Annotated in this window: 19 protein-coding genes; 12 read left to right on the plus strand and 7 right to left on the minus strand. The window is 56.3% G+C overall.

The window, feature by feature from the left end; all coding sequences use genetic code 11:
- The first annotated feature begins 44 nt into the window (after positions 1 to 44).
- A complete protein-coding gene (locus ACFQPC_RS11915; RefSeq protein ID WP_382272164.1) occupies positions 45 to 773 on the plus strand; it encodes an OmpW/AlkL family protein in 729 nt (242 codons plus the stop codon).
- On the opposite strand, the gene pncB is transcribed toward ACFQPC_RS11915, so the two are convergent.
- Positions 774 to 1,967 carry a nicotinate phosphoribosyltransferase gene (gene pncB, locus ACFQPC_RS11920; RefSeq protein ID WP_382272165.1) on the minus strand — a complete coding sequence of 398 codons (1,194 nt, stop codon included), beginning with the start codon at positions 1,965 to 1,967 and terminating at the stop codon, positions 774 to 776.
- A gap of 313 nt (positions 1,968 to 2,280) precedes the next feature.
- Between pncB and ACFQPC_RS11925 the strand changes: the two genes are divergently transcribed.
- The 3 genes from ACFQPC_RS11925 (at position 2,281) to ACFQPC_RS11935 (ending at position 5,884) form a co-directional block, all read left to right on the plus strand.
- On the plus strand, positions 2,281 to 4,269 hold the full coding sequence (locus ACFQPC_RS11925; RefSeq protein WP_382272166.1) for a methyl-accepting chemotaxis protein: 1,989 nt from the start codon (positions 2,281 to 2,283) through the stop codon (positions 4,267 to 4,269).
- Positions 4,270 to 4,442: 173 nt separating this feature from the next.
- Positions 4,443 to 5,582 carry a DSD1 family PLP-dependent enzyme gene (locus ACFQPC_RS11930; RefSeq protein WP_382272167.1) on the plus strand — a complete coding sequence of 380 codons (1,140 nt, stop codon included), beginning with the start codon at positions 4,443 to 4,445 and terminating at the stop codon, positions 5,580 to 5,582.
- Between the two features lie 77 nt (positions 5,583 to 5,659).
- A complete protein-coding gene (locus ACFQPC_RS11935) occupies positions 5,660 to 5,884 on the plus strand; it encodes a hypothetical protein (protein WP_382272168.1) in 225 nt (74 codons plus the stop codon).
- Positions 5,885 to 5,933: 49 nt separating this feature from the next.
- On the opposite strand, the gene ACFQPC_RS11940 is transcribed toward ACFQPC_RS11935, so the two are convergent.
- The 6 genes from ACFQPC_RS11940 to ACFQPC_RS11965 all read right to left on the minus strand — a co-directional run bounded on the left by ACFQPC_RS11940 (position 5,934) and on the right by ACFQPC_RS11965 (position 14,308).
- Positions 5,934 to 6,170 (minus strand): hypothetical protein, encoded by a 237-nt coding sequence (locus ACFQPC_RS11940; protein ID WP_382272169.1) that lies wholly within the window; start codon positions 6,168 to 6,170, stop codon positions 5,934 to 5,936.
- Between the two features lie 108 nt (positions 6,171 to 6,278).
- Positions 6,279 to 7,679: a heavy metal sensor histidine kinase gene (locus tag ACFQPC_RS11945; RefSeq protein ID WP_382272170.1), complete on the minus strand. Its 1,401-nt coding sequence runs from the start codon at positions 7,677 to 7,679 to the stop codon at positions 6,279 to 6,281.
- Positions 7,676 to 8,359: a heavy metal response regulator transcription factor gene (locus ACFQPC_RS11950; protein WP_382272171.1), complete on the minus strand. Its 684-nt coding sequence runs from the start codon at positions 8,357 to 8,359 to the stop codon at positions 7,676 to 7,678. Before ACFQPC_RS11950 ends, ACFQPC_RS11945 begins: the two co-directional genes overlap by 4 nt.
- Before the next feature lie 69 nt (positions 8,360 to 8,428).
- The gene (locus ACFQPC_RS11955) at positions 8,429 to 9,856 is read right to left on the minus strand and encodes an efflux transporter outer membrane subunit (RefSeq protein WP_382272172.1); all 1,428 of its coding nucleotides are present in this window, start codon (positions 9,854 to 9,856) and stop codon (positions 8,429 to 8,431) included.
- Positions 9,853 to 11,103, minus strand: coding sequence for an efflux RND transporter periplasmic adaptor subunit (locus ACFQPC_RS11960; RefSeq protein ID WP_382272173.1), 1,251 nt, complete (start codon positions 11,101 to 11,103; stop codon positions 9,853 to 9,855). Before ACFQPC_RS11960 ends, ACFQPC_RS11955 begins: the two co-directional genes overlap by 4 nt.
- A gap of 1 nt (position 11,104) precedes the next feature.
- Entirely contained in the window at positions 11,105 to 14,308 is a 3,204-nt protein-coding gene (locus tag ACFQPC_RS11965; RefSeq protein WP_382272174.1) for an efflux RND transporter permease subunit, read from the minus strand.
- Between the two features lie 401 nt (positions 14,309 to 14,709).
- On the opposite strand from ACFQPC_RS11965, the gene ACFQPC_RS11970 reads away from it, so the two are divergent.
- The 8 genes from ACFQPC_RS11970 to ACFQPC_RS12005 all read left to right on the plus strand — a co-directional run bounded on the left by ACFQPC_RS11970 (position 14,710) and on the right by ACFQPC_RS12005 (position 23,956).
- Positions 14,710 to 15,270: a hypothetical protein gene (locus ACFQPC_RS11970; protein ID WP_382272175.1), complete on the plus strand. Its 561-nt coding sequence runs from the start codon at positions 14,710 to 14,712 to the stop codon at positions 15,268 to 15,270.
- Between the two features lie 314 nt (positions 15,271 to 15,584).
- Positions 15,585 to 17,213, plus strand: coding sequence for a methyl-accepting chemotaxis protein (locus tag ACFQPC_RS11975; protein ID WP_382272176.1), 1,629 nt, complete (start codon positions 15,585 to 15,587; stop codon positions 17,211 to 17,213).
- 11 nt (positions 17,214 to 17,224) lie between these two features.
- Positions 17,225 to 17,710, plus strand: a complete 486-nt coding sequence (locus ACFQPC_RS11980; RefSeq protein WP_382272177.1) for a chemotaxis protein CheW — start codon at positions 17,225 to 17,227, stop codon at positions 17,708 to 17,710.
- Positions 17,707 to 18,978: a CheR family methyltransferase gene (locus ACFQPC_RS11985; protein WP_382272178.1), complete on the plus strand. Its 1,272-nt coding sequence runs from the start codon at positions 17,707 to 17,709 to the stop codon at positions 18,976 to 18,978. Before ACFQPC_RS11980 ends, ACFQPC_RS11985 begins: the two co-directional genes overlap by 4 nt.
- Positions 18,971 to 19,645: a chemotaxis protein CheW gene (locus ACFQPC_RS11990; protein WP_382272179.1), complete on the plus strand. Its 675-nt coding sequence runs from the start codon at positions 18,971 to 18,973 to the stop codon at positions 19,643 to 19,645. Before ACFQPC_RS11985 ends, ACFQPC_RS11990 begins: the two co-directional genes overlap by 8 nt.
- Positions 19,642 to 21,900, plus strand: a complete 2,259-nt coding sequence (locus tag ACFQPC_RS11995) for a hybrid sensor histidine kinase/response regulator (protein WP_382272180.1) — start codon at positions 19,642 to 19,644, stop codon at positions 21,898 to 21,900. Before ACFQPC_RS11990 ends, ACFQPC_RS11995 begins: the two co-directional genes overlap by 4 nt.
- Positions 21,901 to 21,902: 2 nt before the next feature.
- Entirely contained in the window at positions 21,903 to 22,913 is a 1,011-nt protein-coding gene (cheB, locus tag ACFQPC_RS12000; RefSeq protein ID WP_382272181.1) for a chemotaxis response regulator protein-glutamate methylesterase, read from the plus strand.
- 17 nt (positions 22,914 to 22,930) lie between these two features.
- Positions 22,931 to 23,956, plus strand: coding sequence for a diguanylate cyclase (locus ACFQPC_RS12005; RefSeq protein ID WP_382272182.1), 1,026 nt, complete (start codon positions 22,931 to 22,933; stop codon positions 23,954 to 23,956).
- Positions 23,957 to 24,028 lie beyond the last annotated feature (72 nt).

Here is a 24,028-nt window from a genome sequence, read left to right on the forward strand (position 1 = left end):
AAGCCAAAAATCTGCCGAAGCATAACAATATGAGGGGACAAATAATGACAAAACCTTTTAGTGTGCTATCCAAACTTGCCGCCGTCTCTGTACTTGCGGCAATTTCTTTACCTGCAGCAGCACAAAGTGCCGGCGATAATATTGTCAATATAGGTTGGTTCCACCTGCGGCCAAATGAATCAAGTGAGCCGCTCTATCGTCGTATGCCGGCTCCCGTTGGCCCGCTAGCCGGTAGCAGTGCCACCATCAGCAATGCAGATACCCTCGGCATTGCCTTCACGCACTTCTTTACCGATAACTTTGCCCTTACCGCCGACTTGGGCATACCTCCAAAGTTCAAGCTGTATGGCGGAGGAACCTTGTCGCCGCTTGGACAACTCGGAGAAGCCAAACAGTGGAGTCCTGCGCTTATTGCGAAATGGTATTTTGGTGACAAGAATTCAAAACTGCGTCCGTTTGTCGGACTTGGCGCAACCCGTGTCTGGTACACAAGCGTTAATTTGTCCTCATCCTTGCAACGCCAGGTTACCGGTGGGCTGCCGGGTGGCACTGCAACAGCTGACCTCAGCTCTTCGTGGGCACCTGTTGCGAATGTCGGCCTCACATATAACTTCACAGACAAATGGTCACTGGGCTTTTCGGTCGCTTACATCCCACTTAAAACCGATGCCGACATTACCGGACGTATCGGTAATACGGTGATTTCGAGGAACACCACCACGTTGACCCTGGACCCACTCGTCACCTTCCTCTCGGTCGGTTACAAGTTCTGATCAGTTAAGCGCCGGATGATGGAACACCTGGCGCAGGTAGGCCAGGAAGGTTGCATCGGTGCATAAAGTCTTGCCTGCGGAATCGGACAGCTTGGCGACAGGCTGTCCGTTGCAGGACATCAGCTTCATCACGATATTCAAGGTTGCGATACCGGTATCGTTCGACAAATTCGTTCCTATGCCGAAACCCGTCATCACTCTATCGGCAAAGTGTCGATAGAGTGCAAAGGCCGTTGGCAAATCCAGCGCATCGGAAAACACCAGGCGCTTGGTCGTTGCATCCACCCGCAGCTTTGCATAATGTGCGAGCGCTTTCTCGCCCCATACGACCGGATCACCGGAATCATGGCGCAAGCCATCGAACAGCTTGGCGAAGTACAAATCAAAATCGGCCAGGAAGGCATCCATGCCGACCACATCGGTTAAGGCAATACCAAGGTCGCCGCGATATTCCTGCACCCAGTCTTCCAGTGCCGCCTTTTGAAAATCACGCAAGCGCACGCCGAAGGATTGATAGGCTTGCAGGTATTCATGCGCCATGGTGCCTATGGGCGTCAGCCCGTATTTCTTCGCCAGGTATACATTCGAGCTGCCTTTGAAGTATTGCGGCACTTCCCGCGCCAGGGTCACCACGACTTCCTCCTGCCATGCGGCGGAGAAACGACGTCGCACGCCAAAGTCGAAGAATTCAAACGGGTTCTTCTTTTCAGCTTCACTGCCAAATGCATGCAGCATCGCAATCTTTGCTTGCAAGCGTTTACGTCCCTCGACCAAAGCAGCCTGCTGGTCAAAGCGACGGAAATACAATTCGTTGACGATATACAGAACGAATATCTCAAATCCCGTCACATGCACCTGCGGACCGACCGCATGGATGTTCAGGAGCTCGCCATCCGTGCTGACCGAAATGAATTTGCGCTGGAAACGGAAAACCGCGAGGAAATCGACAAAGTCGCTTTTCATGAAACGCAGGCCGCGCAAATAAGCCAGCTCATCTTCGGCAAAGAATAGCGTGCACAAATGATCCAGTTCGCGCTCGACATCCGCTTTCAACTCGCTCAGCGGATAGGCCGGCGTATTGCGGCAGACGAAGACATATTCGGCTTGTGCGCCGGGATGACTATGCAGCAATGCCTGCCACATCGTGAACTTGTACAAATCGTTTTCCAACAGGCTGCGGACAATAGGATTCATTTGATTTATATCAAGAGTTGGGCGGGACTTGCCCGCTATTGTTGCCGAAATTAATGCCGATAATAAATATATAAGGCATTAACAAAGCTCTCCCTGTTCCGAAACATTACACGCTAACTGTTTGAATCGTCGGCTTTTAATGCCTGCCCGTGGTACGAGTAGGCTGCGATTGCCGTGCGGACGCACAACATCGTGCAATGCAGCATTGCTTGATTCCTGCTGAAATCAGCCGTTATACAGTTATGATGTTTCCACAGGGAATCATCGTCGGTCGCAGTTTTTCGTACAACCTCATCATGGATGGAAGTAAGAAATGAACAGCCTTAAGCGTTACCTAGCCAAGCTAAGTGTCGGTGTCCGACTTTCCGCCATCTCCTTCCTGCTCATCGCCCTCAGCTTTGGCGCATTCATCTGGATCAGCGCGCAAGCGAGCTCCGATATGCTGCTGCAACGTGCAACTGCCGACGTCAATGCCAAAGCACAGCTGGTACTCGGCCTGAGCCAGGATCCAGCCCTCATCAAACAGAAGTTGCTGGCACTGAAGGTCGGGCAAAGCGGCAACTACACCGTGCTGGATGCGACCCCGGGCAAGGACCTCGGCAAGCTGGTAATCGCAGCGCAGAAGGAAGGGCAAAATGTGCTGGGCAACCAGGCTGCTGACGGCCGTGAATTCATCAAGGATATCCTGGCACAGAAAGAAGGCAGCTTGCGCTATACCGATGCCACCGGTGCGGAACACATCGCCAGCTTCACTTACGTGCAGGATAAAAACTGGGTCGTAGTCGGCGATACCTACACCAGTGAATTCACGCAGGAAGCGACTACCCTGCGCAACATCTCCGCAGCGGTGGCACTGTTTGCCACCCTGATCCTGGCCGCGCTGTTGTATAGCGCGATCCGCAGCATGTTACTGCGTCCACTGGCACAGGCGACCCACACCGCACGCAAGCTGGCGACCGGCGACCTGACGATACGCATGGAAAACAAGCGCACCGATGAAGTCGGGCAATTGCTGGCATCGATCAATAGCATAGGCCAGGGCCTGGCAAATGTGGTCTGGAATATCCGCAACGGTACCAAGACCCTGTCTACCGCGACCAATGAAATTGCGGCCGGCAACCTGGACCTTTCTTCCCGTACCGAACAACAAGCCAGTTCCCTGGAAGAAACCGCATCAGCGATGGAAGAGATGACTTCCACCGTGAAGGAAAATGCGGCAAATGCTGAACAGGCAAATCAACTGGCTCGCACCGCATCCGAAGTCGCGGTCAAAGGCGGCAATGTCGTCGCCGAAGTCGTCAACACCATGGATTCCATCAACCAGTCGTCGAAGAAAATCGTCGACATCATTAGCGTCATCGATGGCATCGCCTTCCAGACCAATATCTTGGCGCTGAATGCAGCAGTGGAAGCAGCGCGTGCCGGCGAACAGGGACGTGGCTTCGCCGTGGTCGCAGGGGAGGTACGCAGCCTGGCGCAGCGCAGCTCCGCCGCAGCACGCGAAATCAAAGGCTTGATCGAAGACTCGGTGAATAAGGTACAAAGTGGCAGCAAGCTGGTGGCGCATGCGGGTGACACCATGAACGAAGTCGTCGCCAGCATCAAGCGCGTCGACAATATCATGACTGAAATCAGTTCTGCCAGCCGTGAACAAAGCATAGGCATCGAACAGGTCAACCAGGCCATCGCACAAATGGACCAGGTCACGCAGCAAAATGCGGCACTGGTCGAACAGGCCGCCGCTGCTGCCGAATCGCTGCAAAGCCAGACCACCGAACTGAACAATGTCGTCGACGTCTTCACGATCAAGAGCGGCAGCCATGGCTCGGCGGAAGAAGCCACTGAAATGGTCACGCGGGCCATCGCCAGCATGCATGAAAAAGGCAGGGACACGACCTTTGCCGATATCAATAACAAACTCGGCCCTTTCTGCGACCGCGACCTGTATGTGGTGGTCTACGATATGCACGGTAAAAACCTGGCCCATGGCGCGAACCCGGCATTGATAGGCAAGGACCTGATCAACGCGAAAGACGGCGCCGGCAATCTCTTCATCCAGGAACGCCTGTCCATCATCAAGACGCATGGCAAGGGCTGGCAGGATTACCTCTTCCTGAATCCGATCTCGAAGCAAATGGAAGCCAAATCCATGTATCTCGACAAGTACCAGGACCTGATCATAGGTTGCGGCGTCTATAAGGAACAAGGTGATGCAAAGAAGCCCGAGAGCAAGAAGATCGGCGCTAGCAATACCTTGCGTATCAGCAGCGATACCAAACGCCTGGAACGCAAAGCCGCATAATTCACCACTGTTTCTATATAAGCCGCTGCCCCCCGGGCCAGCGGCTTTTTTATATTCCAGCCATGCAATCTGCCTGTAACATATGAAAACGATTTTGCACGTACAGTAGCGATTAATCCGCTCGCACCGCGCACAACAATCCCTCTCACATAGATCCGGGTATCAAGGAAGACATGGGCCACAAAGAATTATCGTTTGCTTCACAAGCTGCACCGGCTTTGCCGGGAGACCGACTTGATCACGTCGATACACCGGCCTTGCTGGTCGACCTCGACGCCTTTGAAGATAACCTGGGCCGCGTACATACGCGCGTGCTGCAGGCCGGCTTGAAAGTGCGCTCGCATGGCAAGGCACACAAGAGTCCGGCGATTGCCCATAGACAACTGGCAGCAGGCGCCACCGGCATTTGCTGCCAAAAAGTCAGTGAAGCCGAAATTTTTGTCGAAGCAGGGATAACGGATGTACTGATCACCAACCAGATCGTCGGCTTGCGCAAAGTGGCACGCGTAGCCGCGCTGGCAGCCCGCGCCAAACTCGGCATCTGCGTTGACCATCCGATACAGGTAGAACAAATTGGCGATGCGGCCAGCAGGCAGGGCAGCCACCTCGATGTCTTGATCGAAGTTGACATCGGTCATCAACGCTGCGGCATCAGCAATGCACACCAGGCGATCGACCTCGCGCGCACGATACAGCAATACAGTCCGCACCTGCGCTTCGCCGGCATCCACGCCTTCCGTGGTTCAGCGCAACATATGCGACTACCGCAGGAACGCGCGGCAGCTGTCACCAGCGCAGTGGAAAAAGTGCGCGGCATCATCCACGAACTGGAAGCTGCCGGCTTTCCCTGTGCCACGATTACCGGCGGCGGCACCGGCACCTATATGCTGGAAGCCGGTTCTTCGCTCTATACCGAGGTGCAACCGGGCTCCTACGTATTGATGGATACCGACTACGCGGCCAATACACCGGAAGCTGATAGTGCGCCGCTGCGCCATGCCTTGTTCGGCTTATGTACGGTGATCAGTGTGCAGGAGAAACACGCCGTGCTGGATGGCGGCTTGAAAGCTTTTGCCGTCGACCACGGTTTGCCGCGCCTGCAGTTGCCGGGCTGGTCGGTACAAACACTGTCGGATGAACATACGACCATCGTGCCGGAAGCGGGTGCCGCACCAGTGAAAGTCGGCGACAAGGTGCGCTTGATTCCCAGCCATTGCGACCCTACCGTCAACCTGCATGACTGGCTGATCGCCTACCGCGGCCAGACCGTGCAGGAAGCATGGCCGGTCTCGGCCCGCGGCGCCCTGTTCTAGGACCCCGGATGAACGATCCATGGCGTGTCGGGTCGTATCCTACGTGCTAAGATAAATTATTCTTCGAGGAGGGTGCCATGGCTGTGAAAAGACTCAACAAGCAAGAATTCCTGGATGAACTCAATCGCAACCTGAAAGATCATCCTGGGTATGAAGACTGGATGCAATTCGTGCCGCCACCTGAAGGTGTGGAGCCGGATACGGTAGAAGGATTTGAACGCGCCGGACCGGAACCGCGTCACTCGCTGTATGACCTGGTCGCGCTGAAAGTCGGCGAAGCCTTCGAAATATTCCCTAAATAATTATCCGCCTGTCTTCCCATCCCGCCCGGGATGGGAAGTTACGAAGCTGTTATTCGTTCTCTGATTTTCCAACCAGCACGCCGCGCGCATAAGCCCAATGGTCTTTCGGCGCCGGCCTGGATTCGCCTTCATCCATCAGGTAAACCTCGGTCACTTCACGTGGAAAGTATTCCAGGTGCACCCAGAAATTCTGTGTCTTGCCCTTGTAACCGGCCGAAGCGGTTTCGCCTGAAATGGAATCCTGGTACCAGACGATCTGCACGTGCTCCAACTCTACTTTTTTCATTTTGATCCTCATCGCTAATGGCTACCGTCATTCTACGCCGGCAACGCAAAGCACACATATGAGGTGGGTGGGTTGATTCCGGTTTACAGATGACGCGCTGACATCTTCTTACAATGTGCCGCCATTCGCAACCGTAAACCCGATAGTCGTCACTTCCGCATTGCTCGCGGCAAACACCGTACCGCCGTGCATATGGGCAATCGCCTTGACGATGGCGAGGCCGAGTCCGTGGCTGTTGTCACTATCTGTGCGGGAAGAATCGACGCGATAGAAACGTTCGAATAATCTCTCGAGATGATGCGGCGCAACCGGAACACCCTGGTTGCTGACATTGATTGCAACAGCATGGTCGCGCTCTTCGATATGCACGCGGATAGTCGAATTGCGATCGCAGTGCTGGATCGCGTTGTACAGCAAATTGGTAATCGCGCGGCCGAACAATGATTTATCTATGCCGGCTTCAGCATCGCCTTCCACCGCCAGCGAGACGCCGGCATCTTCGATCAACATATCGAGGAATTCGGCACTCTTCAACACTTCCGATGCGATTGATGTCTGCTCCAGATTGGCCGCGCGTATGCCGCGATCCGCCTGTGCCAGGAACAGCATATCGTTGATGATGGTACGCAAGCGTTCCAGTTCTTCCAGGTTCGACTGCAATACTTCGGTCAACTCTTCCACCGAACGTTCACGTGACAGCATCACTTGGGTCTGCCCGATCAGATTACCGAGCGGTGTACGCAATTCATGCGCAACATCGGCATTGAAAGTCGACAATTGCACATAAGCCTGTTCGACCCGCCCCAAAGCACCATTGAAAGACAGCACCAAACCATTGAGTTCGCTCGGCATATCGCCGGTCGGCAAACGTTCCGCCAGGTTCAGCGGGCTCAGGTTTTCCGCATGGCGCGATAAATCGTCGACCGCCAGCAAGCCGCGCCGCGCAATCCACCAGCCGAGACCGGCCACCACCACCACGCCAAACAGGAAGGCAATGACCAGCGCCGCATTGATGGCACGGCTGGTGGTATCAAAGGCGCTGGCATCCAGTCCGACCGTCAGCGTTACCGCCGGTCGCTCACCGGAGGCCGGGATTTCACGGCTCAGGGTCAGGTAAGTACCATTCTCGGTAACAATCCGGCGCACGCCATTACCCTCATTGCTGACCCGCGCATCGGCGGCGAAAGGCCGCCCTAGCCGGAATGCCGGATCCTTGCCTTCCACCAGATAGACGATGCTGCCGTCTTGCGGCGTCAGCTCGGTCATCTTGTCCTCCAGCAGCAGCCACTTTTCGGCAGTATTGATGCGCCTGACGATCAGGCTTTCAACAAACTCGAAACGGGTTTTGATTTCCTGCAATTGATGGCGGCGCAATTCCACGCACTGGAATTGATATAGCGCATAACCGGTGATGGAAAACACCACCGCGGCCGCCAATGCAAACATCAGCGTCAGGCGGCGCGCAATCGAATGCGTACTTGCGCGGATAGCTGCGTTGGCTGCGTTCATGCAGACGCCTCGCTACGCTCTTCCAGCAAGTAACCCATGCCACGTATCGTGTGCAAGAGTTTGATTTCCGATGGCTCATCGAGTTTGGCGCGCAAACGCTTGATCGCCACCTCGACGACATTGGTATTGCTTTCGAAATTGACGTCCCACACCATCTCGACGATGACGGTCTTCGACAGGACTTGTCCACGGTGTCGTGCCAGCGCCGCCAGCAAAGCGAATTCCTTGGCTGTCAGATCCAGTCGGCGCGTACCACGCGTGGCGCGACGCGCGATCAGGTCGATATGCAAATCTGCCATGCGGATATGTGTCGACTCTTGCGGACGACCACGACGCCCGAGCGCTTGCAAGCGCGCCAGCAGTTCGAGGAAGGAAAATGGCTTGACCAGGTAATCGTCAGCGCCGGTCTGCAAACCATGGATGCGGTCATCGACCTCACCGCGCGCCGTCAACATGATGACCGGCGTACTCTTTTGCCGACGCAGGGCTTGCAATACTTCTATGCCATCACGACCCGGCAGCATGATGTCGAGCACGATGGCGTCATAGTCGCCGGTCAGGGCCAGGTGCTGGCCGTCGACGCCATTGTTGGCGACATCCACTATGCAACCTTGCTCGGTCAGGCCTCGCTGCAGGTAGGCGACCGTCTTGACTTCGTCTTCGATCAACAAGATTTTCATAAGATACGCATCTTCCTTTTTGCCGCTTATGAATAGCGTAAGGGCAAGATCAAACCCGCCGCTACTGCCTTATTCATGCGCATGCCAGCCGCCGCCCAGGGCCTTGATCAGCTTTACCGTATTCACGAGGCGCTGCCCATGCAATTGCACTTCCTGCCGTTTGTAGTTGAGGAAGGTTTGCTGGGCAACCACCACTTCGAGATTCGTTGTAATCCCGCTTTGATACCTGTCGGTAGACAAACCCAGCGAACGATCCGCACTGTCAGCCGCAACCTTGGCCGATGTGATCGCCTGCGCCAGCGCTACGTCACTGTTCAAACCATCCTGCACTTCCTGCATCGCGACCAGCACACTTTGTCGATAATTGCCCAGCGCCTGCTGGTAGCCGGCTTTGGCGAAATCAACATTCGCTTTGGTACGACCGCCATCAAAAATGGTTTGCGTTGCACTGACACCAATCGACCACAGCAAAGCAGGTGCACTAAACAAATTACTGAGCTGGTTCGCGTCACTGCCGTACAGGCCGGACAAACCCAGCGACGGGAAGTAGGCGCTGCGTGCCACGCCGATTTGCGCATTGGCTGCCGCCATCGCACGTTCGGCGGTGGCAATATCAGGACGTCGTTCGAGCAGGGCCGCCGGTGCCGTCAATGAAATCGCAGGGACTGTCGTTACCGCGAGATTGACCGGCAGTTTGAAATCCGGGGCCGGTACACCAACCAGGGTCGCGATCGCATTTTGATAGCGTGCGCGCTGGTCGCGCAACAGGGTGAGTTGCGTCTGGGTTGCCGCCGTCAATCCTTGTTGCTGGTTAAGATCGAGGCCCGATGCCGCACCCAGTTCGTGGCGTGCACTAATGAAGTCCAGCGCCTTGGTTTGTGCACCCAGGGTTTGTTGCAATACATCGATCTCTGCATCGGTCTGGCGCAAGACCAGGTAATCAGCGGCCAGTTCAGCCGTCAACACCAGACGCGTATTTTCAAAATCGGCTTGTGCCTGTTGCGCGGTAGCGCCGGCACCTTCGGCCTGGCGGCGCACGCGGCCGAACAGATCCAGTTCATAGCTCACGGTAAAGGCAGCATTGAAATCATTCTGGATGACGGAAGTATTCGGCGTGTTGTAATTACTCAGCGGGCGGTCTGCCGAAGTACGGTTACGTGCAGTCCCGGCCTGCGCGCCTATCCTTGGGAAGAAAGAGCTATTCGCGACATTCGCCTGCGCCCGTGCCTGGTCGACACGTGCTTGCGCGATCACCATGGTTTGGCCATTCTTCAGCGCCTGTTCCTGCAAGGCGTTCAATTCCGCATCGTCGAATATCTTCCACCACGCGCCTTTCAATTCGTCATCACGCGGATTGCTGGCTTGCCAGCCGGCTTCAGTCTTCCATGCCTGCGCCACCGGCGCATCAGGACGCTGGTAGTCAGGACCGACCGCACAGCCACCCAGTATCAGGAGTGCCAGCAGGGAGGCAAAGGCCGGGCTACGACGCAGGATCACGACGCTTTCCCCTTGTTGGTCGCTGGTGTAGCTGCCTTATCAGCCGGCGGTGTGATCACGCTCACTGCATCGCCATTGCTGAGCGAGTCGGCCGGATTGATGATCAGTTTGTCTTGTGCCGTCACACCGCTCGCCAGTTCAATATCCACACCCAGTTCACGCGCAATCACAACCGGCTGCAGACGCACTTTGCCATCGTCGCCGACGACCGCGACGCGCGGGCCTTCTGGACGGAACAACAAGGTGTTATTCGGTATCGTCAGCGAACTCGCACTGCCGCCGCTGGCCTTGATCGCGACCTGCGCATACGCACCCGGCAACAGTACACCATCAGGATTCGGCAAATCGATAGCGACCTGCAAGGTGCGGGTTACCGTATCGATCGCGCCTGCGGTACGGGCGATCTTGCCGTCAAATACTTTGCCCGGTATTTCATTCAGCGTGATGCCTACCGTATTACCGGCCTTGATCTGCGTGGAGTAACTTTGCGGCACATAGACATAGACGCGCAAAGGATCGCTTTTCGCCAGCGTGAACAGCACGCGTGTGCTGCCGCCTGAATCGACCAAAGTACCGATATCAATATTACGACGCGTCACGATGCCGTCGAAGGGCGCAACAATACGGCTGTAACCCAACTGATCCTGCAGACGTTGTACCGCCGCTTTGCTTGAGTTGTCAGCCGCTACCGCAACTGCCAGTGCATTACGTTTTTCATCCAGGTCCTGTTGCGATACCGCGTCGCGTTTGCGCAATGCATCCCAACGTTCAAAGGTGCTCTTTGCCAATTGCAGGTTGGTAGTGGCTTGCGCCTGTGTCGCCTTGGCTTCGTTCAATTGCTGCGCGACTTCCGGTGTATCGATCACGGCCAGCAAGTCGCCACGCTTGACCGGGTCACCGATGTCTTTCACCCAGCGACTGACGTAACCGTTGGTGCGCGCATTAATGGGCGCTTCGATAATCCCCTGCAGCGTACCCGGCAGGCGCAGTACATTATCCGTCGCCGAACTGCGCGGGCTGGTTACCGAGACATAGCGCGTGGCTTGCTGCTTCGATACCTCGGCCAGTTCAGTCGCTTTCGCGAAACGCAGGCCGATGACGATCGCAGCGCCTATCAGCAGGACGCCGACGGCGATCAGCGCGAACTTCCGGGTCCGTGACAACAGGTGCAAACGTTGTATCCCGTGCGCAGCCTGATGCGCTTGCAAGCCGTGGATACCGATATTGGAGTGGCGATCTTGAGTCATATCAGCTATTTCCTTCGAGTACTGCAGTATGGGGCGGCGGCAAACCTTTTTTGGCTGCACGCTGCGCCAGGAATTGATGGACGCCGGCAAACACCAGCGGCACAAAGAATAAAGTCGATGCGGTCGCAAACAGCAAACCGCCAATAGTGGCGCGGCCCAGCGGCGCATTTTGCTCGCCACCTTCGCCAAAGCCCAAAGCCATAGGCAACATACCGATGATCATCGCCAGCGCCGTCATCAGCACCGGACGCAAGCGGGTGGCACCTGCTTCCAGCGCCGCTGACAATGGCGGCTCGCCGGCCAGCAAGCGTTGCCGTGCAAACGACACCATCAGGATACTATTCGCGGTCGCCACACCGACCGTCATGATGGCACCAGTCAAGGCCGGCACGCTTAGTGTGGTCCCGGTGAGGAAGAGCATCCAGGCAATCCCGGCCAGCGCGGCCGGCAAGGCGGTAATAATAATCAGCGGATCTATCCACGACTGGAAGTTGACCACGATCAGCAGATAGACCAGCACGATCGCCATCAGCAAACCGATACCGAGGCCGACAAAGGACGACTGCATGGTTTCAACCTGGCCGCGCATATTGATCTTTGATCCTTTCGGTAATTGCGCGCGTATCGGTTCGATAGCCTTCGCCACCTCACGTGCCACCGAACCCAGGTCACGGCCGCTGACACTGACGTACAGGTCAATCACCGGTTCTATGTTGTAACGCGAGATCACTGATTGTTCACGGCCGGTTTTGACATCCACCAGATTGCTCAGCAACTGGGTAGGCGTACCCGCACTGCCGGTACCGACCGGGATTTGCATCAGCGCATCCAGGCTGTCTATCTTGTACTGCGGCGTCTGTACCGTGATGTTATAAGCGATGCCGTTAGCCGGATTCAGCCAGAATGCAGGTGCAGTCTGCGAGCTGCCGGAAAGCGGAATCAGCAGATTCTGCGCCACGTTGGCCGCACTTAATCCCATCTGCTGCAGGCGACTGCGATCCATCGTCAACTGCATGGCAGGCTGATCAATACGCTGACGGATGTAGACATCGACCGCACCCGGAATCTGTTTCACCGCATTCTGCAACTGCGCGGCCAGGCGGTAATTTTCCTTGATGTTATTCCCGGCAAATTGCACATCAATGGCAGCCGGCAAACCGAAGTTCAGGATTTGCGTAACGACATCTGCTGGCTGGAAGTAAAACTCTATGCCGGGAAAGCGCTTCGGTAATTCGGCTCGCAATTGCTTCACATAATCATCGGTCGGCGCATGGCCTTTTTTCAGCGCAATCTGGATTTCACCATCGAAGGTACCTATGGTGCCGGCATTGCTATACGACAGATTGATACCGCTATACGGCAGGCCGAGGTTGTCCAGCACGGTTTCCAGTTCATCGGCCGGTATGGTTTCGCGTATCACCGCTTCGATCTGGTCAGCGAGGCGCGCGGTCTCCTCTATACGGGTACCGGTCGGGGCGCGGAAATGCAGGCGTGCCAGGCCGGCATCCACGCTAGGGAAGAAATCCTGTCCCAACGTAAAGTACAGGCCGCTGGACAAGACCGTGAAGCCGAGGAAGACCGCCGCATAAAAGCGACGACGCGGCAGCAGGGCGCTCAGGACCAGGATGTAACCGCGACGCATGCGTTCAAAGCGTGCATCGAAGCTCGTGTAAACACGTTGCAACAAGCCAGGCTTGCCTTTCGCTTCGGTATGACCGGCACCATGCGATTTGCGCATGAACAGCATCACCAGGGTCGGCACCAAGGTACGCGACAGGATGTAGGACGCAATCATCGCAAACATCACCGCTTCGGCCAGAGGCACGAACAGGTAACGCGCAACACCGGTCAGGAAGAACATCGGGACGAAAACGATACAGATACACAAGGTCGCCACCAGCGTCGGGATCGCAATCTCGCCGGCACCTTCCAGGATCGCCGTCTCCAGGTCATGCCCGAGATGCAGGTAGCGCTCGATATTCTCGATGGTCACCGTCGCATCATCGACCAGGATACCCACCGCCAACGCGAGCCCACCCAACGTCATGATATTGATAGTCTCGCCCAGCGCATGCAAGGCCAGGATCGATGACAGCACCGACAACGGAATCGAAATCGCGATGATGCAGGTGGTGCGCCAGTTGCCGAGGAAGAGCAGGATCATGGTTGCGGTCAGGCAGGCGGCAATCAATGCTTCATGCATCACGCCGCTGATCGCGGCCTTGACGAAGACCGACTGGTCGAACAATGCCGTGACTTTAACGTCGTCCGGCAGGGTCGGAATGATGTCGCCCAGTGAAGCGCGTACCGCATCAACAATTGCCAAGGTCGATGCACCGCCATTTTTCAGCAGCGACAACAACACGCCACGCTGGCCATCCTGTCTGGCGATATTGGTTTGCGGCGTGAAGCCGTCGCGTACATGCGCCACTTCACCCAGATAGGTGGTGGCACCGTTGACGCTGCGCACGGGCAAGTCATTCAACTCATCCAGCACACGCGGCGAACCATTGATATTGACGGTGAATTCGGTGCTGCCGAATTTGGCGGTACCGCCCGGCAGGATCAGGTTCTGTGCATTCACCGCATTGACGATATCGGTTGGCGACAAGCCTTTGGACTGCAAGGCCTGCGCATCCAGATCGACGGAAACGACACGGCTTTTACCGCCGTATGGATACGGAATCGCGACACCCGGTATCGTGACCAGTTTGGTACGCAAGGAGTTGAGTGCAATGTCGAACAAGCCCTGTTCCGACATGGTCGGGCTGGACAAACCCAGCTGCATGACCGGAATGCTGGAAGCGGAATATTTGATGATGAGGGGCGGCGTCATGGCGGGTGGCATCTGGCGCAGAATGGCCTGCGATACCGACGTCACCTGTGCAATAGCGGTCTGGATACTGGCACCAGGCTGGAAAAATACCTTGATGACAGCAACCCCGGCCAGCGTTTGCGATTCGATGTGCTCAATGTCGTTGACGGTCGTCGTCAACACCCGTTCATTGACGGCGGTAACCCGCTGGCCCATCTCCTGTGCCGAGAGACCGTTGTAGTTCCAGATGATGCTGATGACCGGAATATCGATTTCCGGAAGAATGTCGGTCGCCATGCGCGTCAGCGCGATAGGCGTGGCCAGAAAAATCAGCAAGGCCATTACCAGGAAGGTATACGGCCGCCGCAAAGCGATTTTGACAATCCACATCGAATAATTTCCGTTCTTGTTTGGGATACCGCTGCAGCTGCATCGTCCGGATGCCAGCCCCGATGCGGCAAACAGCGAGAGCCTTGGGCATAAAACGCCACAAGGCAGTCAATATACATTGCCGGCTATGTCTTGTTGCTGACTGGAAAATGACAAATTTGTCAGTTTTGCACGCCTTTCGGCCGGAACCGATGCAAGGGCTGTGATTTTACGCCTGTCCATGCCGCTATTTCCTGCCTACAAACGTTAACAATTGAAGCCGTAAAAAGCCTTTAAAACTTGCAAATAACATGCCGGATTTGGTGTAACCTGCTTCATATAACGAGCCTTTAAGGCCTCGAAAAAATAAAAGACACACCAGACAGACACGGCCGGCGCGTAGCGAGGGCCACGGAGGAGACATGAAGACGCTAACGTGCGCCTTGCTGGCGCTATGTTTAGTCGCCTGCGGCAAAGCAGTCGAAACCAGGACCGGCGAAGCGCCGGAACGACACAGCAGCCTGGGCCGGGAAGCCGAGTTCGAGCTGACTTCGGAACAGTTCGCCAGCGCCTTTAATGCCGCATCGCGCGCCTACGGGCAATCATTCAAGATCGCTAAAGTCGAGGTCCGCCACGGTGCGGTCCACGACTACTTCCAGCACACATTTTCGACCGGCATCTCGCTGACGGCCGCGGTTTCCAAGGAAACCGGCCACATCACGAGTGTCACCGCACTGGTCGCCGAGAATGGCACAGCGGCCGATAACCGCAACAATGTGTTGGCACTGTCGGAAGTCGTGGCTGCAACTGTCAACCCGCGCCTGAGCCAAAACAAAACCAGCGAACTGGTGAGGGACATGATGCAGGAAGCCAGCAGCAGCCAGGACGCCGGCAAATTCCCGCAACGCTTCATCAACAATGTCCGCTATGTACTGCGCAATGGCAGCGGCATTGGTTACTGGTGGATCGCCAACCCCGTCTGAACCCGCGGCGGTGGCATCGCCATCGCCCGCCTTCCCGAGCCGTCTTCGACAGCCCCCGCGACCTGCCCGTCAGCCCACCGCTTATCCCGCCATCCACCCGTTTTGCAAAAACTGTTGCTACCGGTCACCGCCTGCATTGATTTGACATCGGAATTACCGCAGTATTTACTCACTTTTGTTAACAGATAGCGCGCAGTTAAATATGGCGCTCCCCTGGCACTTCAGCCATAATGCCCAGAGGCAAGAAGTATCAAAACAAAGCCGCTCCCGCCTTCTTACAGTACAAAAAATATTCTCCACGAAAGCCCGCCAACATGAAAAATTGGACAATCAAACAACGGATCCTCGGGAGCTTTGCGCTCATCCTGCTTTTGATGGCCTTGATGGCGGCAGTAGCCTGGGTACGCCTGGCAAAAATCGATAACGCGGCCACCAGCCTGCAGGAAGATTCCACGCCCGGTTTGCATGCCAGTGCGATGATCAATGCCTACTGGTTTGAAAACTACATGCTGACGCAACAGATCGCCGAGATCGCGGACAGCGACACGAATCGCAAAAATGATCTGGCCAAGCTGCAAGTCAATAACGAGCACATCAATGCCTTGCAGGTCGAATACGAAAAATCGATTTTTGCCGCAGATGACAAAGCCCAGTTCGAAGGATTCAAACAGGCGCGCGCCAAATATCAGCAAATCCAGCAGGAAATCCTGCGCCAGGACTTGAGCCGTTCATCGCCGCTGGTACATAAATTATTCACAGATCAACTGCGTCCGGCGTGGAAGGATGCGCATGCGCTGATCCAGAAGATCACGGAAAACAACAAAATCATTGCTGATCAATCAGCCCAGCACATCATCGACTCGGTGCATCAAGCCAAGGTCAATATGATGGTGGCCCTCATCGTTGCATTGCTGGCGGCCATCATCTGGGGCTACTTCCTGTTGCGCGCGATTACCGTGCCTATGCAAAAGCTGATCAGCATCCTTGACGTCATGCGCTCCGGCGATTTTTCGCAACGCCTACACCTGGAGCGCAAGGATGAATTCGAGCACCTGGCTTCCGGCTTCAACCGCATGACTGATGAGCTGACCATATTGGTCGGACAAGCACAAAAATCATCGGGCCAGGTGTCCAGCTCGGTCACCGAGATCGCCGCGACCTCCAAACAACAGCAAGCTACCGCTGCAGAAACCGCTGCCACCACCACCGAAATTGGCGCGACCTCGCGGGAAATTTTTGCAACCTCGCGCGACCTGGTACGCACCATGAATGAAGTGTCGCTGGTATCCGAACAAGCCGCGACCCTGGCCGGCAGCGGCCAGACCGGCCTGACCCGGATGGAAGATACGATGCAGGCGGTGATGGATGCAGCAGGTTCCGTCAGTGGCAAGCTGGCCATCCTGAATGAAAAGGCCGGCAATATTAATCAAGTCGTGACCACCATCACCAAGGTCGCTGATCAAACCAATCTGCTGTCGCTGAACGCGGCCATCGAAGCGGAAAAGGCCGGTGAATACGGCCGTGGCTTCTCGGTCGTGGCAACCGAAATCCGCCGCCTGGCTGACCAGACCGCAGTCGCCACCTATGACATCGAATTGATGGTCAAGGAAATCCAGTCGGCAGTCGCCGCCGGTGTGATGGGTATGGATAAATTCTCCGACCAGGTCCGGCGCGGCATGCAGGAAGTACAGCAAGTCGGCAGCCAGCTCTCGCAAATCATTGCGCAGGTACAGGCACTGGCACCACGCTTCCAGGTCGTCAATGAAGGCATGCAGGCACAAGCCAATAGCGCCGAACAGATTAACCAGGCGCTGGTACAACTGAGCGAAGCCGCACAACAAACCGTCGAATCGCTGCAGCAATCGAGCCAGGCCATCGATGAATTGCACCTGGTGTCGAACGGCTTGCGTAACGGCGTATCGCGCTTCAAGGTTTCGGCCTGACGGTAACGGTCATGACTGCCGGTAACGGACCACAGATGCTGTTCCTGCTCTTTCAGATCGGGCGGGATCGCTATGCACTGGAAGCCGCGCAAGTGGCGCTGGTGCTGCCGCTGGCGCGCCTCAAGGAAGTGCCGGGCACACCGGCATGGGTATTGGGTCTGTTCAATTACGATGGCCAGCATGTGCCGGTACTCGACGTCAGCCTGCTCGCGACCGGACAAGCTGCGGCATCACGACTCAGCACACGCCTGGTGCTGGTGCACTACACACCGCTAGGGCAAGCACCGCAATTGCTCGGCCTGGTCGTTGAAAAGGCCACCGATACCCTGCGTTGCGATCCCGCTGATTTTTCCGATTCAGGTTTATCAAACCAGGATGCGCGTTACCTGGGACCCGTCTTGCGTCGTGATGATGGCTTGATCCAGCGTATCAATGTGCAGGACTTGCTCGATACATCGGTGCAAGCCCTGTTGTTTCCGGAAGTGGTCAGCGAATGACGACGCTCAATCGCATCGCCAGCCTGCTCCGCCACAGTATGGGGCTGGATGTGGCATCGGTCGGCATGATGCTGATCGAGCGCGCCGTCAGTGAACGCATGTCAACACTGGGCATGACGCAGGATGCCTATCTTCTGGCCTTGCAGTCAGCGCCCGGTGAATTGCAGGAATTGATCGAACTGGTGATCGTGCCCGAAACCTGGTTCTTCCGTGACCGCGAAGCGATCCTGTCGCTGGCCCGCATGGCGCGTCAACAGATCGCGGAAAAACCGGATCGCTGCGTGCGTGTACTCAGCCTGCCGTGCTCCACCGGCGAAGAGCCGTATTCCGTCGCGATGGCTTTGCTGGATGCAGGCGTCCCGCCAGCCAATTTCCATATCGATGCGATAGACATTTGTCACCGCTCGCTCGGCATCGCCGAACGTGGCGTATATGGGCGCAATTCTTTCCGCGGCAAACTGCTGGAATACCGTGACCGCCACTTCGACACCAGCAAGGATGAAGCCCGCTTATCGGAACTGGTGCGCCAACAAGTCAATTTCCGCCACGGGAATATGTTTGCCAGTGACTTCCTGCTGAATGAAAAACCGTATGACTTTGTGTTTTGCCGCAATGTCCTGATTTACTTTGATCGTGAAATGCAACAACAGGCGGTAGAGGTATTGGACCGACTCCTGCATACGCAAGGCACGATCTTCGTCGGCCCGGCAGAAGCCGGTGTGATGCTGCGCCCGAACCTGGTCTCGGCCGGTATTCCATTGGCCTTCGCTTTCCGCAAACGTAGCGGCGCGCATCCTGCAACCGTCGTAGTGCGCAAAATCAGCCCGCCACCGATGCAGATCAAACCTGTGCCGACTGCGGCACCAGTCAGAAAACCATTCGCCAACGTCATACCCGCAGTTACGCCAGTCGCCACGCCGACAGCCCCGGCAAACGAAGCAATACTCGCGCGCGCCATGCAATGTGCGAACCAGGGTGAACTGGCAGAAGCCGCAGCACTCTGCCACGAGCACATACAGAAAAATGGGCCGAATGCCGCTGCTTACTACCTGATGGGATTGATCAGCGATGCCCGGCAAGATAATGGTGAAGCGCTGCAGTTCTACCGCAAGGCGATTTACCTGCAACCGAATCATTACGAAGCGCTGACGCATCTGGCGGCACTGCTGGCGGCACAAGGTGACACCGCCGGTGCCCGGTTAATGCAACAACGTGCGCAACGGGTAGCCGCTACTGTGGCAAATACGCAGGAGCAACCGCATGCATGAACCCCTGCAAATGGCTGATGTGGCCATGGATATAAAAGTAGACGATTGCTGGAATCGCATCGGCGTGCGCGGCGATAGCACCTGCCCCAAACTGCAAGACTACTTCCGCTGCCTGAACTGCCCGACATATGCCGCAGCCGCCTCGACCTTGCTGGATAGGCCGACGTCGGATGCTGACCTGATCAGTGACTGGGGCCTAAGCAAACAAAGTCTCGCGCGCAGCGAAACCGCCGTTTCCGCATTGATTTTCCGCGCCGGTATCGAATGGCTGGCCTTGCCTACCGATGCCATCGTCGAAGTCGCCGAACAACGCACGATACACAGCCTGCCACATCAGGCCAATCGCGCCATCCTCGGTTTGAGTAATGTGCGCGGCTCCTTGCTGCTCTGCGTTTCACTGACGCAAATGCTGGGCGCTGAACGCGGCACCGCCGCGGCTATCCAGCGCTTGCTGGTAGTCACGCACCAGGGACAGACGCTGGTATTTCCTGTCGATGAAGTCCTCGGCGTACAGCGCTTTAGCCAGGCCGAACTGCAAGCCGTACCATCGACGGTGGCACAATCAAGCATGACTTATACGCAAGCCATGATCGCCGGCAAAGACAGGAAGATAGGTTTGCTGGATTGCAGCCTCTTGTTTTACGCATTGAACCGGAGCCTGACATGAGCTCACCCGACCTGAGCCAAATGTCGATGCTGGAATTATTCCGCCAGGAAGCGGAAAGCCAGACGCATGTCTTGAGCGTGGGCTTGCTAGAACTCGAACAGAATCCGCGCTCCGCCGACCAGTTGGAAGCCTGCATGCGTGCCGCGCACTCGCTCAAAGGTGCCGCGCGCATCATCGGCCTCGCGGCCGGGGTCGATGTTGCACACGTGATGGAAGATTGCTTCGTGCTTGCACAGCGCGGCGAACTGCTGCTGCATCGCAAGCAAATCGATGTCTTGCTCAAAGGTGTGGACTTGTTGACACGCATTGCCAATCCGCCCGGCAACGACGAAACCTGGGGTGATCATGCGGGCAAGCCGGAAATCACCGCTTTCATTTCCAGGCTGACTCTTGCGATGGCGGATCCGGATGGCAGCGACAGCAGTGCCGATATCGCGGCAGAAGATGCCGCACCTGAAGCAGGGAGCCCACCCGTCAGCAATGGCAGCACGGTATCAGAAACACAGGACAACGGCATTCGTTCCGTACGCGTCAATGCCAAAAACCTCGATCGCCTGCTCAGCCTGAGCGGCGAATCGCTGGTCGAATCGCGTCGCCTCAAACCGTTCACCGCTTCCATCCTGCGCCTCAAACGTACGCAGCGCGAGGCCGGGCAGGCGCTGGATCTCTTGCATCAACAGTTATCCGCGCAGACGGCCGATGAAGCGACGCAAGCCGCATTGTCGGAAGTACGTACGCTGATGATGCAATGCCAGCACATGGTGGCTGATCAACTGGGAGAACTGGAAACCTTCGACCGCCGCTCGGTGAATCTGTCGCAACGTTTATATGATGAAGCCCTGGCTTGTCGCATGCGTCCGTTCGCCGACGGTACCCACGGTTATGCACGCATGGTGCGCGACGTCGGCCATGCACTCGGAAAATCGGTACGGCTGGACATCATCGGTAATGCAACGCAGATAGACCGGGACATCCTCGAAAAACTGGAAGCACCTATCGGCCACTTGCTGCGTAATGCCATCGACCATGGCATAGAAAGCCCGCAACAACGCAAAGCCGCAGGCAAGCCGGAGCAGGGCTTGATTACGCTGGAGGCGCGCCACAGCGCCGGCATGTTGCTGGTCAATGTCAGCGACGACGGTGCCGGCATCGACCTCGACCAATTGCGCAGCACCATCGTGGAACGCAAGCTCTCGAATGCCGATACGGTTGCCCAACTGAGCGAAACTGAGTTGCTGGAATTCCTGTTGTTGCCGAGCTTCAGCCTGCGCGATACAGTCACCGATATTTCCGGACGCGGTGTCGGCCTCGATGTAGTCAGCAATATGCTCAAGCAGGTGCGCGGCACCATACGCATTTCCAGTGCGCCGCAACAAGGTACACGCTTCCAGATGCAACTGCCGCTGACCCTGTCCGTCATCCGCAGCCTGCTGGTCACCATCAATGATGAGCCTTACGCCTTCCCGCTGGCATATGTGAACCGCACCCTGGAATTGCGGCGCGATCAGCTGGCCATGCTGGAAGGGCAACAGCACTTCACTTTTGACGGCCGCCAGATCGGCTTGGTCAGTGCGCATCAGATCTTGCAAAAGGGCGAACTGCGCGCCAAGGATGACCTGGTTTCCGTCGTCGTCATCGGCGACCATGAACACACTTACGGCCTGGCGGTCGATGACTTCCTCGGTGAACGCATGCTGGTAGTGCAACCGCTGGATGCACGCCTCGGCAAAGTACCAAATGTACTGGCCGGCGCCTTGATGGAAGATGGTGATCCGGTACTGATTCTCGATGTTGCCGACATGGTGCGTTCGGTAGAAAAACTCACCGCCGCCGGCAAGCTGGATGTGGTCCAGCACGGCGGTAAAAACCTGAATGACGTCAAACGCAAAAAAGTGCTGGTGGTCGATGACTCATTAACGGTACGTGAACTCGAGCGCAAACTATTGAGCAATTGCGGTTACCAGGTGGTGGTTGCAGTCGACGGCATGGATGGCTGGAATGCGGTACGTACCGAACATTTCGACCTGGTCATCACCGATATCGATATGCCGCGCATGGATGGCATAGAACTGGTATCACTGATCCGGCAGGCGGCCAACCTGCAATCGCTGCCGGTGATGATCGTCTCGTACAAGGATAGGGAAGAAGACCGGCAACGTGGCCTCGATGCCGGTGCTGATTACTACTTCACCAAGAGCAGCTTCCACGACGAGACTTTATTGCAGGCAGTCGTTGATTTGATCGGAGCGGCCTGAACGTGAAAATCGGCATCGTCAATGACGTACCCATGGTGGTTGAAATATTGCGACGGGCGCTGGCAGAGCATCCGCAGCATCAATTAATCTGGGTCGCGCAAGACGGTGTACAGGCAGCAGAAATGTGCGCATGGCAGTTACCCGATATCGTGCTGATGGATATCGTCATGCCGAATGCGGACGGGGTAGAAGCCACGCGTCGCATCATGCAAAAGACGCCTTGCCCCATCCTGTTGGTGACAGCTGATATCAGCGCCAATGCGGTCAAGGTCTATGAGGCACTCGGGCATGGGGCGCTGGATGTAGTGACCACGCCGGTCATGACCGGCGGCAATTTCCAGCAGGGTGCAGCCGCACTGATTGCCAAGATAGAAAAAGTCGCGCGCATGGGCAAGAAGATTGAAGCGCCGGCACCGGTCAAGAAAGCCGCTGTAATACGGGAACCCGATCCTTCTACCAAACTAGTCGTGATCGGCGCTTCCGCCGGTGGTCCGGCAGCACTGGCCGAACTGTTGCGCGGCTTGCCGGCCGACTTCCCGGCGGCCGTCGTCATCGTGCAGCACATCAATCCGGCGTTTGTCGACGGCATGGCTGATTGGTTGCGGCAACAAACCGCCTTGCGCGTACGTGTAGCGAAGGAGGGTGATCAACCGCTGAGCGGGACCGTCTTCATCGCCGGCACCAACCAGCACCTGTTGATCAAGAACCGTGACAGCCTCGGTTATGTGCAGGAATCACCCAACGATATTTACCATCCATCTATCGACGTATTGTTTCACAGCGTAGTGCAACAATGGCAGGGCAAGGCAGTGGGAGTACTGCTGACCGGCATGGGACGCGATGGCGCGCTCGGCCTGAAAGCGATGCACGACAATAAATATCACACCATCGTGCAAGACCAGGAAAGCAGTTCTGTATACGGTATGCCGAAAGCTGCCGTCGCACTCAATGCGGCGACCGACATCCTGCCCGTATCCGGTATTGCACAAAAATTAGTAACTTTGTTTAATTGAATCAAGGGGCAACAAATATGGACTCTTCAGCATTGAGCGATAGCGATCTCGGAATCCATTTACCGGCGGAAGAATACAAGATCATGGTGCTGCTGGTCGATGACCAGCCCATGGTTGGTGAAGCAATACGGCGTGCCTTGTTGAGCGACCCGAATATCGATTTCCATTACTGCGCACGTGCCGACGAAGCCTTGCGCGTCGCAGAAAAAACCAAACCCACCGTCATCCTGCAGGATCTGGTGATGCCGGGTGTCGACGGCCTGACACTGGTGCGCCAGTATCGGCAGAACGCGACCACCTGTGATATTCCTATCATCGTACTGTCGACCCGCGAAGACGCCGAGGTCAAGCGCGACGCCTTCGCCACAGGCGTCAACGACTACATGGTGAAATTGCCGGATACGATAGAACTGATCGCACGTATCCGTTACCACTCGCGTTCGTACAACAATCTCTTGCAGCGCGATGCCGCATATCGTGCCTTGCGCGAAAGCCAGCAGCAACTGCAAAAGAGCAATTTCGAACTGCAACGCCTGACCAATACCGACGGCCTGACCGGTATCGCCAATCGCCGTTACTTCGATGATTACCTGGGCGCGGAATGGAAGCGTGCCCGTCGTGAGCAGCAAGAGTTATCGATTCTGCTGATCGACGTCGACAACTTCAAGTTGTACAACGACACCTACGGTCACGTGGCCGGTGACCTGGTATTGAAGCAAGTCGCCAAATCACTGGAAGCCAGTGCAATGCGTCCGGCTGACCTGAGCGCACGTTTTGGTGGTGAAGAATTCGCGATCATCCTGCCTGCTACCGGCAGCAATGGTGCCGTCATCTCGGGCAAGAAAGTGTGCGCGGCAGTGGAAGCCTTGCGGATACCACATGCTCACGCAGCGATAGGGGAATGGCTCACCGTCAGCGTCGGCGCCGCCACCATCACCCCGCAATCCGAGCAAGTACCTAACGACCTGATCGAACTGGCGGACAAGCGCCTGTATCGCGCCAAGGAATTGGGCAAGCATCGGGTTATATGGGAAGACGCATAGAGCACGCTGCGCCGCAGGCTGACCCAATAAAAAAGGCTTCCATCAGGAAGCCTTTTTACATCTGCCCTAAGC

The organism is Herminiimonas glaciei (assembly GCF_042664955.1).
Classification (GTDB): domain Bacteria; phylum Pseudomonadota; class Gammaproteobacteria; order Burkholderiales; family Burkholderiaceae_D; genus Oxalicibacterium; species Oxalicibacterium glaciei.